9 protein-coding genes are annotated in these 12,018 nt (G+C 25.7%); 3 read left to right on the forward strand and 6 right to left on the reverse strand.

Annotation, left to right across the window (positions count from 1 at the left end; genetic code table 11):
- The first annotated feature begins 128 nt into the window (after positions 1–128).
- Positions 129–1,124: a glycosyltransferase family protein gene (locus tag I0K12_RS06195; RefSeq protein WP_196886236.1), complete on the forward strand. Its 996-nt coding sequence runs from the start codon at positions 129–131 to the stop codon at positions 1,122–1,124.
- Here I0K12_RS06195 and I0K12_RS06200 read toward each other — a convergent pair.
- Positions 1,114–2,040: a DMT family transporter gene (locus I0K12_RS06200; protein ID WP_196886237.1), complete on the reverse strand. Its 927-nt coding sequence runs from the start codon at positions 2,038–2,040 to the stop codon at positions 1,114–1,116. The two genes, I0K12_RS06195 and I0K12_RS06200, sit on opposite strands and share 11 nt — an antisense overlap.
- A 96-nt stretch (positions 2,041–2,136) precedes the next feature.
- Between I0K12_RS06200 and I0K12_RS06205 the strand changes: the two genes are divergently transcribed.
- Positions 2,137–3,513: a DUF2252 family protein gene (locus tag I0K12_RS06205; protein WP_196886238.1), complete on the forward strand. Its 1,377-nt coding sequence runs from the start codon at positions 2,137–2,139 to the stop codon at positions 3,511–3,513.
- A 31-nt stretch (positions 3,514–3,544) separates the two neighbouring features.
- Here I0K12_RS06205 and I0K12_RS06210 read toward each other — a convergent pair whose 3' ends face one another.
- The 3 genes from I0K12_RS06210 to lnt form a co-directional block, all read right to left on the reverse strand.
- Positions 3,545–4,441 carry a bestrophin family protein gene (locus tag I0K12_RS06210; protein ID WP_196886239.1) on the reverse strand — a complete coding sequence of 299 codons (897 nt, stop codon included), beginning with the start codon at positions 4,439–4,441 and terminating at the stop codon, positions 3,545–3,547.
- Positions 4,442–4,452: 11 nt separating this feature from the next.
- Positions 4,453–5,376 carry a DMT family transporter gene (locus I0K12_RS06215; RefSeq protein WP_196886240.1) on the reverse strand — a complete coding sequence of 308 codons (924 nt, stop codon included), beginning with the start codon at positions 5,374–5,376 and terminating at the stop codon, positions 4,453–4,455.
- Positions 5,377–5,512: 136 nt separating this feature from the next.
- Positions 5,513–7,114: an apolipoprotein N-acyltransferase gene (gene lnt, locus I0K12_RS06220; protein ID WP_196886242.1), complete on the reverse strand. Its 1,602-nt coding sequence runs from the start codon at positions 7,112–7,114 to the stop codon at positions 5,513–5,515.
- A 148-nt stretch (positions 7,115–7,262) separates the two neighbouring features.
- Between lnt and I0K12_RS06225 the strand changes: the two genes are divergently transcribed.
- The gene (locus I0K12_RS06225; RefSeq protein WP_196886244.1) at positions 7,263–8,174 is read left to right on the forward strand and encodes a M28 family peptidase; all 912 of its coding nucleotides are present in this window, start codon (positions 7,263–7,265) and stop codon (positions 8,172–8,174) included.
- A 187-nt stretch (positions 8,175–8,361) separates the two neighbouring features.
- Here the strand turns inward: I0K12_RS06225 and I0K12_RS06230 are convergent, their stop codons facing one another.
- Together I0K12_RS06230 and I0K12_RS06235 are read right to left on the reverse strand one after the other, a co-directional pair.
- Positions 8,362–10,203, reverse strand: a complete 1,842-nt coding sequence (locus I0K12_RS06230; protein ID WP_196886246.1) for a T9SS type A sorting domain-containing protein — start codon at positions 10,201–10,203, stop codon at positions 8,362–8,364.
- A gap of 156 nt (positions 10,204–10,359) precedes the next feature.
- Positions 10,360–11,979: a T9SS type A sorting domain-containing protein gene (locus tag I0K12_RS06235; protein ID WP_196886248.1), complete on the reverse strand. Its 1,620-nt coding sequence runs from the start codon at positions 11,977–11,979 to the stop codon at positions 10,360–10,362.
- Between the last annotated feature and the right edge of the window lie 39 nt (positions 11,980–12,018).

Below are 12,018 nucleotides of genomic sequence, written 5' to 3' on the forward strand. Positions count from 1 at the left end.
AAAACTCTAAATAGCTGAAAATAAAAGTATTAAATCTTATTTTTAATTTGAAAAGTTTGAGAATTGTTTAACTAATTAAAATATTGATTATAAGTAATTTAAGTGAATATTTTTCAAAACTTATAGATATGAAAATACTTTATGCAATTCAAGCAACTGGAAATGGACATGTTAGTAGAGCAAAAGAAATTGTACCAGCATTTTTAAAAAGAATTAACATGGATATTCTACTAAGTGGAATTCAAACGGAAGTAAAAGCTCCATTTGATGTAAAATATCATTACAAGGGTTTGAGTTGGATTTTTGGTAAACAAGGAGGTGTAGATTTATATCAAACTTTTAAGAGGAATAGTATTCCTAGATTTATAAAGGAAATAAGAAATTGTCCTGTAGAAAATTATGATTTAGTTATTAATGATTTCGAACCAATTACTGCTTGGGCGTGTAGAATTAAAAAAGTTCCATCTATTTCTTTAAGTCATCATTGTGCGCTTTTATCAGAAAAAGTTCCACAGCCAAATTTTAAAGATTTTTTAGGTAAAATGATGTTGAAATACTATGCTCCTACAAAAACTCATTACGGTTTTCATTTTGAAAAATATGATAATCATATTCATCATCCAATAATTAGAAGTGGAATACGTGAATGTAACAATACAGTAAATAATCATTATACAGTTTATTTACCATCTTATAGTGATAAAAATATTATTGAGACTTTAAGTGAGTTTCAGAAAATTAATTGGCAGGTATTTTCAAAACATTCAGATCAAACATATCAATATAAAAACATAAAAATTCACCCTATAGAAGGAAAATTATTTGAAGAAAGTATTACTTCTTGTGAAGGAATTATTTGTGGAGCAGGTTTTGAAACTCCAGCTGAAGCAATTTATTTGAAAAAGAAATTATTGGTAATCCCAATGAAAAATCAATACGAGCAACATTATAATGCAGAAAGTCTTCGAAAAATTGGAGTTCCAGTTTTGGACAAATTATGTTTAAATCACTCAGAAATAATTAGAAACTGGATAAATTCACCTCAACAATTAGATGTTAATTATACAGATGACACACAAAATATTGTAGATTCAATTTTAGAAAAACATGTTTTCACCAAATAGAATGTTTTTTCTTTTGTCCACGAATTACTAATAAAACCCCAATAAAAACGATTAAACAAGCTATTATTTTTGCTACTGTAAAATCTTTAATAAAGTTTTTATCTGTAACAAAAAAGCTTAAAATAATTATTAACAAAAAAGCTGTAATTGGTTGTAAATAAATATAAGCTCCAGAAACGGAAGGATTCAATTTTTTTAATGAAAAAACTCCAAAGACATAACCTAGAAGTGTTCCGAAAATTACTACATACAGAATTAATAAATAATTCATTCCTGATATTTCTCCCCAATTTGTATTAATTACGGGTTCTATTGTTGTAGGAATAATAGTAAAACCTCCTATAAAAAACACCCAAAAAATAACTGTCGGTGCATTGTATTTTTCAATTAATGGCTTTGATACGACGATATATAAACCATAGGCAATAGCTGAAAGTAAAAAGATGAGGTTTCCTTCCAAACTTGCATGTACTGATGTTTCGGCAGAACTTTCAAATATTAAAAAAGCAGCACCTAAAAATCCGAGAATTACTCCAAGGGTCTTAGATCTTGAATTCTTTTCATATCCTAAGAATACACTGAAAAATAAAACAAAAATTGGAGCACAGGTAGCAAGAATAGATGCATCAACTGGTGATGTTAGATTTAACCCTTTAAAAAAACAATCTTGGTTGATAGTTGTAGAAAGAACTCCACACAATAGAAACATTAAAAAATCTTCTCGTTTTATTCTTTGAATTATAGAAAAAAATAGAATCAATAAAAAAGGAACGATTGCCCAGGATCTAATAAAAAGAAATACTTGTGGAGATAAAACTTCGGGCATTAACATTTTTATGAATAAATAATTGGAACCAAAAAATACATTGGCCAAAATCACTGCAGTATGATATTTTGTCAAATTTTCTTTTTGCATTCAAAAAAATATTAATCACTTCTATTAAAGATAGTGATAAATAATGATGAAAAGCTAGATTTTGCTAATTTTAGCATCTCTTTTAAAAAACGAAACATGAAACACCAATTAATAGAAATAAACAATCAAAGTGATCTAAATATAAAGAAGCAACACACACTTACCTTACATAATAGAATTCATAAAATTTTACATGAAATAAGAGAGCAAAACGATACAATTTCTTTTGATTCAAAAATGAAGAAATATTTCAAAATGGCTCAAAATCCTTATGCTTTCTATAGAGGTTCAAACCATTTGTATTGGGAAGATTTTTTCAATGATTGGCGTTTTCGATTTTTTGGTGGAAGACCTGAAACTTTAACTTGGGTTCAAGGAGATGCGCATATCTATAATTTTGGAGCTTTTTCTAATCATCAAGGAGAAGTTATTTATGGTTTAAATGATTTTGATGATAGTATTGTTGCAGATTATCAATATGATTTGTGGCGTATGGCAATCAGTATTGTTTTGGATGCTAGAGTCAATGGTTATTTTGATTTTAAGCAACAAAAAAGAGCTTTAGATTCTTTTGTTGAAGCTTATTTAGAGAAAATTACTTTCTTTTCAGAAAGAGAAAATTGGACAGAATGGCATTATACTAAAAAAACGACAGATGGTAAATTAAAGAAATTCTTGAAAAAAGTAGAGAAAAAGAAAAGTCGTTTGAAAATGTTGGATAAATGGACTATTGGTGAAGGAACAGAAAGAAAATTCAACACTGAATTGGAAAAACTTTCAGAGATTTCTACTGATATGAAATTGAAGATTCAAGAGAGTTTTGTAGATTATTGTAAGTTGTTTTCTTTAAAAAATGAGCAATTCAAAATTTTAGATATTGCAGAGCGACAAGGAGCTGGAACAGGATCTCTTGGAACAAAAAGATTTTATGTTTTAATTGAAGGAGATGAAGAAACCAATAATCTTCCAATTATTTTAGATGTAAAAAAACAACAAACACCACCAGCTTGTGCTAAAATGAATCAGGAAGAAATAGAAGAATATAATAACACTTTTCAACACGAAGGTGAAAGACATCTCTTGGCTTTTAAAGCAATAGCAGAGCATCCTGATTTATATTTGGGTTGGCTAGATTTTGAAGGGGAAATTTATTCTGTTAGAGAACGTTCGCCTTTTAAAGAAGCTTTTCCAACAGAAAAATTGAAAGATGAAGATGATTTTTATATGATTTCAAAACAATGGGGGAAAATTTTAGCTACCGAACATCAAAGAGCTGCTTATGCTTTACATGAAAATTATGATTCGTTTATTTTTTCTAAATATTTAGTTTCAAAAATTAATGCAGAAAAAGAAAAATTCTTATTTACAGTTAGAGAAATAGCTTTTAATTATGCAGATTGTGTGCAAGATGATTGGAAGAGTTTTGTAAATGCTTTGAATTTAGAAATATCAAAACAAGAAGAAACAATATAAAATGAAAAAGACCACGATTTGTGGTCTTTTTTTATAATAAATAAAATTGTTTTTCATCTGTTTTGGGCATTTCATGTTTCTCATTTACCAATTGTTTTAGGTTTAGTTCAATCGTGTTAGAAATTGCCGTTGTTGGTGTATCTGTTGGTTTATTTTCAAAAGGATCTTGAAGGTTAAAAGCTGTTCTTTCTAAAAGAAAAAAAGTCATAGCGATCACAAGAATAATCAAAAACTCAAATACTGGATGAATATCAACCATCGCAATATCTAGAATACATAAAAATACATAAATAAAAACGTGTAATAAAAGACAATACATTTTTGGGAAAACTGTATTTTTAATTCGTTCAGCTTTTCCCATAGAAGCAACCAATCTCACAAAAGTTGCATCAATTTCTACATATTGAAAATTATTAATCACATTCATCGCAAATAACTTTTGAACTTTACTAGAATTCAAATCCACTAAAGCTAAAGGAACATTACTATGTTTCGAAACCTGTTCTTTTTCTTCTTTTGAAATATATTTATCCAGAAAATCTGTAGCATTTTGTTTACGTAAACTTTTAGAAAGCGCATGACACCAAGCTATTTGAATATTTGCTATTTCTTTAATAATATTTTCCACTTCTGGTGTTTGATGTGACCTAGAAAAGTTTTTAACCTGAACAACTAAACTTCGAGAATCATTTACAATTGCTCCCCAAATTTTTCGAGCTTCCCACCATCTTTGATAAGATTGTGCTAGGCGAAAAGATAAGATTAGAGAAATTGCAGTTCCAAGAAAAGCAGGAATGGTAAGCGGAATATTTAAGGTGATAAATTGTTCTATAACGAACATTGCAATTGCAAAACCTACAACATAAACCAAATCCACACGAATTTGACCAATAATATAAGGAATAGGAATACTTTTATCTAAAATCATAACTTATAATATTATTTGATTTTTATCGTCTTTTTCTTTTTAGATACTAAGAAAATTCCAACAAAAATCATTAAACAACTTACTATTTTTAAAACAGATAAATCTTCAGTATATGCAGGGCTATGTGTGATTGATTCGTATATTTCTATCGCTATATAAGTAACTACTGGTTGTAAATAAATATAACTTCCGATAATAGAAGCTGGTAAATGTTTTAACGAATAAAGATTGAAAAGATACACCAGAAAAGTAGAACAAACAGTAACATATAAAATTACAAACAGTGCAAATGGAGTAATCAGCGTCCAGTCCGTATGAATAACATAAGAATAACTAAAAGGAATACTCGTAATTAATGCAACAAAAAACACCCAGCTAATTACAGTAATATGATGATATTTTTGCATTAAAGGTTTTGCAATTACAATATAAGCTCCATAACTCAATACTTTCAATAAAGTCAAAAGATTTCCATAAATAGATGAAGTACCTCCAGATTCATGATTTCCAAACCAGATTAGTAGAAATGTTCCTCCAAAACCTAAAATAATTCCTAGAATTTTTAGAAATCCCATTTTTTCCTTTAAAAGAAAATAACTAAAAAATAAAATTGCAACTGGTGTAAGTGTACTAATGATGGAGGAATCTATAGGAGAAGTATGTTCCAATCCTTTGAAAAATGCAAGTTTACTAATCGTAACACCTAAAAGACCACAGAAAAAAATACGGAGATAATCTCGTTTATCAATTTTCTCTTTTCTAAAAATATAAATACTCCAAAATAAAATCGTAGCTCCCAAAATACGTAGAAAGAAAAATGATTCTGCTGCAATGTTTTTTGGAATTACTTCTTTTGCTAATAAGTAAGTAATTCCTACAATTGTATTTGCAAGAAAAATTAAAGTATGGGACCTAAGATGATTTTTGGTAATCATATTTTTTGCATTTACTTCAATTTACAAAAAAATGAGAGAAATTTATTTAAAAAACTATTAATCAGAGTGTTAAAAAATAAAAAATCCATTTCTAAAAAAATAGAAATGGATTTTTAAATTGTATATTTTAAAAAATTTACATCATTGCTTTTCTTCTTGTGAAAGTTACAACTAAAAGTAAAATAGCTACAAAAGCAGAAACTTTTGCAATATAATCTCCTTGTTGCACATAATATGTAAATTTATCATTTGAAATAATATCTCCTTTAATTACACCTTTTTCTCCATAAGGAATTGAAGATAAAATATCTCCTTTTTGATTGATAATTGCAGAGATTCCAGTGTTTGCAGAACGAGCAACACCTCTTCTCGTTTCAATTGCTCTAAGTTTAGAAAAAGATAAATGTTGTTTATGCCCTTGTGTGTTCTCCCACCAACCATCATTTGTAATTACAGCAATAAAACTTGGATTTAATTTTAAATAATCTGTAACATATTCACCATAAACGGATTCGTAACAAATAACAGGAGCAACAGTATTTGTAGAACTATCTGATTCAAAAGTAGAACGGTATTTTTGAGTTCCTAAAGAACCTGTAATTCCACCCAAATCAAGTGTCAAACTTCCTAAAATAGGATTCAACACATTATGAAAAGGCATTTGTTCTACACCAGCAACTAATTTTGATTTATGATAAACCTGAATGTTATTTGATTTATTGATTAAAATTGCTGAATTATAAACATCATACCAATCAAACTTTACATTATTTCTTTTTCTTGCAGTTTCAGTTGGTTGTTTCTTTTTATTATGATAAAGTTTTACAGAAGTAATTCCTGAAAGAAAATTTGCTTTCGGATATTCATCTACCAAATCTTTAATCAATTTATAAGAATTTGAATTTTTAAAACGACTTAATGTAATTGATTCTGGTAAAGTTGTTTCCGGAGCAAGAATAAATTCTGTGTTTGGAGTGATTTTTTCTTTAGCTAGTTCAACTAAATCAAAAGCAAATTGCCCATTTGTTTTACTATATTTTTCTGTATATGGATCTATATTTGGTTGTAAAGCAATCACTTCTATTTTCTCACCTTTTTCTTCATAATCATTATAAATTTTGTAAGAAAAACCAATTGGAATCACAATTAATAAAATATAAAAAACAACTTTTCTGATTAAAACAGGTTTGTGTTTTGTTTCAAGAAATTGTTCTATAGCTTTAAATAACCCAATATTTATAATCCAAACCCAAAGTGAACCTCCAAATATTCCAGTAAATTCATACCATTGAATCCATTTATGGAAAGAAGCAAATCCATTTCCTAGATTTAACCAAGGAAAAGATAAATCCCAATGCATATTGAATTTTTCAATAGCTATCCAAGCTGTCATTAAAAATAAATAACTGGAAGGAATTATTTTCTTTTTGGCAATTATGTGGAAAATTAAAAACACTAAACTCATCAAAAGTGAATTGATAATAATGGCAGCAAACATTCCGAAAACGGAAGCATGTCTAATCCAAGATGTAGTGATGAAAGTAAAAATCAGAAAAGTTAACATGAAAATTCCAAATAATTTCTTTTTGGTGAAATTTGGAAATTTCGTTCTAATATTCTTCTCTGCAAATAGTAAAGGAATGAACCCTATAAATAATAATCCTGGAAATCCGTACGTTGGCCAACCTAAAGCTAACAATACTCCAGATAATATCGCTAATAATAAATTATTTTTCATGAAATTTTAACACGTTTCATTATGTGAAATAAACCCTGTGTTTTCAAGGGAATTTTAAAAAATCAAATGTATTAATTTTATATTTTTAATTTAGTCATTTTTTAAAATAATATGAGTCCTATTTCGTTAATATTTTAAAATAAAAATGATGAAACAAACTTACTTTTCTTTATTATTCTTTTCAATTTTTAGTTTAAATCTTTTTTCTCAGACTAGCACATCTGAAATCGAAAATCATTTAGATAAAATTATAAATACTGAAAAACCCAGAAATTATAAAAATGTAGAAACACTTAATGAAGTTAGTCAATACATTTATGATGAATTTTGTAAAAACTCAGCTGAAGTTAAATTTCAAGATTATAAAGTAAACAAAAATAATTATAGAAATGTAATCGCATATTTTGGTCCTGAAGATAAAAAGACAATTGTTATTGGGGCACATTATGATGTTTGTGGAGATCAAGATGGAGCGGATGATAATGCAAGTGGTGTCGTTGGACTTTTAGAACTTTCAAGACTCTTGAAAAATGAGAAGTTAAATTATAGAGTTGAACTTGTAGCTTACTCTTTAGAAGAACCACCTTTTTTTAGAACTAAAAATATGGGAAGTTATATTCATGCAGCATCTTTAAAGAAAAATAAAATAGATGTTTTTGGAATGATTTCTTTAGAAATGATTGGTTATTTTGATAATAAAGAAAACTCACAAAGCTACCCTTCACCAGAAATGAAACAAATGTTTGGAACAAAAGCAGATTTCATCACTGTTGTTTCCAATGATGGAGAGTCAAAATTCAATACGAAGTTTATGAAGCATTTTGTAAATCAAAATATTATTAAGGCCTTCCCTATTGTCGCTCCATCTAGTGTGCAAGGAATAGATTTTTCAGACCATTTAAATTATTGGAAATTTGGATTTAATGCTGTTATGATTACAGATACTGCTTTTTTCAGAAATAAAAATTATCACGAACACAGTGATACTATTGAAACTTTGGATATAAATAAAATGTCAAAAGTAATTGATAATCTATATCAAACGCTTATTCAGTTATAAATAAAAAAGCTACCATTTGGTAGCTTTTTTCCTTTCAATTTAATACTAAATTTTTCACGCTATAATTTAATAATAATCGTTTTTATTAGACAACTAATATTTTTTAAATAAAACTTAAGTCAAAGTTACAATTTACTTCGTTTGTTAAAATGTAAAATTTGGACAATTTTATGTATAAAATGGACTATTATTGTTTTAGGAATTTATGAAACGTATATTTTTTATTTTCTTCAAATATTTTTATAATGTAAACTCCTTTTGTCAAATCTGAAACATTGATAGAATTCGAGTTAGATTTTTGTACTATTAATTTACCCGATAAATCTTGTATTTGAATAGTGTTTACTTCTGAGATATTTTCAATAAATAATGTGTTTTTTATTGGATTTGGATAAATAAAAAGATTTGATTTATCCTCTACTGAAATATTTAAATCTGAACAAAAATATTCAGCATTGAAATCTTTAAAATTATTAACAATAATTATGTCATTTTCAATTTCGTTTTCATATAAATCTGTTACAATATTACAACTGACAAATACATCTTCTAAAACAGAATTGTTTATGAATAATAGAGAAGAATTTATTACAAGATTATCTAGATAAACCGACTTTAAATTGTCGTTATTTTGAATTTGAATATCATGAGAAAATTCATCACTTAATGTATTATAACTACCAATTGTTATTAACAAACTTTGCAAGTTTAGACTTGAAAGATTCGTATTATTTATATTTAAATTGATTACACTTTTTAAAATTGGAAGATTCAGAATTTCTAAAGCACTTCCATTTATATACATGGGAACATAAACAGAATTTAGAATAGGAAAAGAAATTTCTTCAAGTGCATTATTTTCAGATATATTAAAAGAATAATTAATTGAAATAGGAAAATCAAAATTTGTATCAATCTTATATAAATTTGGAAAAACGATACTTTGTAAATTTTCATTATTAATACATTTAAATCTACCCATTTTTTCAATATCTAAATTTAGATTAAGTGTTTCTAAAAAGATATTATTTGTAAAATAAAAACCTGAATTTATAAGAGTTAAATTACTTAGGTTTAATGTCTCAATTTTTAAATTATGAAATTGCAAATAATTTATTGTAGATACTAAAGGCATTGAAATATTAACATTATTTGCAGTAGGTTCATTAATATTAATATTCCCTACATTATTTAAATTTGGGAATTCTAAATTAAGATTTGTAACATTATTATTTTCTAAACTTAAACTTTCAATACTTTGTAATCCTTCAAAATTAATATCATAGTCTAACTTCGGATTATTTGTTATATTAATTTCTTGTAAAGTTGATAAGTGAGAAATAGTTGGAATGGTTTCAAGATTGGGATTATTTAATATATTTACATTATTAATATTTTGTAAATCATTATCTGCATCAAAATCATTAGGCGTTGTTATTTCTTTTAATTTTGAATTATTTGAAACTTTTAATTGAATAAATTCATCTAAGCCTTCAACATCAATTAAAACAGGATTATCTTTTATAGTTATATTTCCAGAAAAAGCTTCTTCTAAAAAAATTATAGTCTCAAGAGAATTATTATTAGAAAATTCAGATTGGTAATTAGTAAGTCCATTAAATACAATATTCTTTAATGAATCATTATTCTTTATTTCAAGACGTTCATTTAACGAATATCCGTTAGAATTATCAATAAATAATACAATATTTTGTAATGCATCATTATCTAATATTTCTACACCGCTTGCTTTGTAAATATTACCAATATTTATCAAAGAGTTATTGTTTTCTAATTTAAAAGTACCTTGTATATCTTGTAAATTCGGTAGTTCTTCTAAAGATATTATATCTGTATTTTTTATAATTAAATCTCCATTTATTTCTGTACAATTAGGGTAATTAGAAATAAAATCATTTAATTCATTTTGAGATGAAATAATTACGTCTCCTGCAGGACATTGAGAATAGAAAGAAACTGAAAATAGAACAAAAATCAGTTTCATCGTATTTCTAAAATACTTTTTCATATTAATATTTTTTTATTTTATGCGAATATATGATTTTAACATAAATTAAAAAACTAATATTTGATTACAATTTAATATGATAATAAAATATCATTTTATAAAAATAAAAAAGCGATTAACTATGTTAATCGCTTTTAATAAACCTTTTAATATTTATTATTCTTTTACAAACTTCTCTGTTATTATATTATTTCTAGAATCAAAAATCTTTATAAAATAAATTCCATTTTCTAAATTTTGAACATTTATTTGATCAGTATTAAATTTTTGAATAATTTTCTTACCGGTAATATCGAATATTTCAATTTTAGAAATATTTAAATTAGAAACAACTGTAATCTCTTTAGATGCAGGATTAGGTAGAATAGAAAATTCAATTAATTCTTCTTCATCTACATTTATAATAATATCAAGACATATTGAATCTATAGAACAATTCTCTCCATTATTTTCTATAAAAATATCATTATTATAGTAATTATGATACAATTCAGATATTTTATCACAATCAATAGAACATAAATCTAAATTAGGATTATCAATAATCTCAATTAAAGTTAATTCATCTGAATTTGGAATATTTATACTTCCTAATAGATCATTTTCAATAATTTTTAATTCATATAAATTATCTGTATTGCTAATATTTAAATTCTCAAGAACTTCGGTATTTTCGATAGTTAATTTGTTTAAACTTCCTGAATTTTCAATTGTTAAGTTTTCAATACTTACATTATTTTGTATAGAAATTTCTTTTAAAGAAGAACTATTTAAATTTTCAAACATAAAATTTCCAGAAATATATAAATTTTCCAAATCTGAAATATTTTCTATTTCGTTGAAATTACTTACTTGACCATGATAATTATATATTTTTAATGTTTTACAATTTTGTATCATTGGAAAAACAGGTTCAAAGTAAAAAAAATCTTGTTTAGCAATTCTGATGTTAATTTCTTCACTTGTTGTTAATTTTGAAAAAGTATTATTTAAACCTATAACATTATCATTTTTAAAGTATAAGAATAAATTATCTACTATTTCTAAATTTGAAAAAGAAATATTTGTCAGATCTTCATTAAAGTGAGTATAAGTATCATATATACTCAAATCACTATTATCTATTCTTAAACTTCCTATAGTTATTATAGAATCAAAAATTAAATTTATTAAAGTTGGATTTCCTTCAGGAAAAAGTTCTCCAGAAATTGTTGTTAAACTATCAAATCCTGTGGTGTCATAAAGCTCTTCGTTAAAAGAGAAATGAAAATCCCCACCTATAGATTCTAGCATATCAAATCCTTCAAAATTTAAAATTGAATCATTATTTTCTATAATTAAATTCCCTCCAATAGAAGTTAAAAGATTCAACCCTTCAAATGAAATTAAATAATTATTATTTTCGACTGTAACATCTCCAGAAACAGTTGTGATATTTAAACCTTCTAAATTCGTTAAACTTATATTTTTAATAACAAGTTCTCCAACAGTCTGAATATTCAAATCATTGAAATTTTCAATATTAAATAAATTTTGAATATTTAGAGAGTTTGCAACAGAGGTGATATTTTCTAATCCGCTTAAATTTTCTGCATCAAAACTGATAATATTCAAATCACCTGAGATTTCAGTACAATTAGGATAATCAATGATAAATTGATCTATATCTTCTTGAGAATTTAAGGTAACATCTCCATCAGGACATTGAGCAAAAGAGTTAAAACTAAAAATAGAAATAAGAGCAATAAGCAATTTTTTTGGAGTATTTTTTTTCATAAAATTAATTTTTAATTGTTTTTTTTTAAATATACAAAT

Source organism: Aureivirga sp. CE67, from assembly GCF_015767245.1.
Classification (GTDB): Bacteria; Bacteroidota; Bacteroidia; order Flavobacteriales; family Flavobacteriaceae; genus Aureivirga.